The organism is Pseudomonas sp. E45-MNA-CIBAN-0222 (assembly GCF_040310405.1).
GTDB lineage: Bacteria > Pseudomonadota > Gammaproteobacteria > Pseudomonadales > Pseudomonadaceae > Stutzerimonas > Stutzerimonas stutzeri_AC.
Map to the genome: position 1 here is coordinate 1 of NZ_JBEOPU010000195.1, position 248 is coordinate 248.

The window sequence follows — 248 nt, forward strand, 5'->3', positions numbered from 1 at the left end:
TGTTCAAGCTGGCCCAACAGGTAGTCGTCGTGCTCGTTGCTGGGGAGGAAAAACAGTTGCATCAGGTTTTGCAGGCGCTCGCCCCACTCTGTGGGTGCGGCGGACATGGACAGGGTTTGGTGGGCGCTGTGCAGTGCGTCGAGCAATGCAACCAGCGGACCGATCAGGGCCGCGTCAAGGCCACCGATTTCGTCGTAAGGTTCGATACCTTCACAGGCCAGTCCGGTGCCGACTGCGTAACCCAGGAG

General features: G+C 60.9%; 1 protein-coding gene. It reads right to left on the bottom strand.

Annotated features, from left to right (window positions below; translation table 11 throughout):
* Positions 1–248: hypothetical protein (locus tag AAEZ08_RS23295; protein WP_500125231.1), on the bottom strand; the 248-nt coding region annotated here is incomplete at both ends.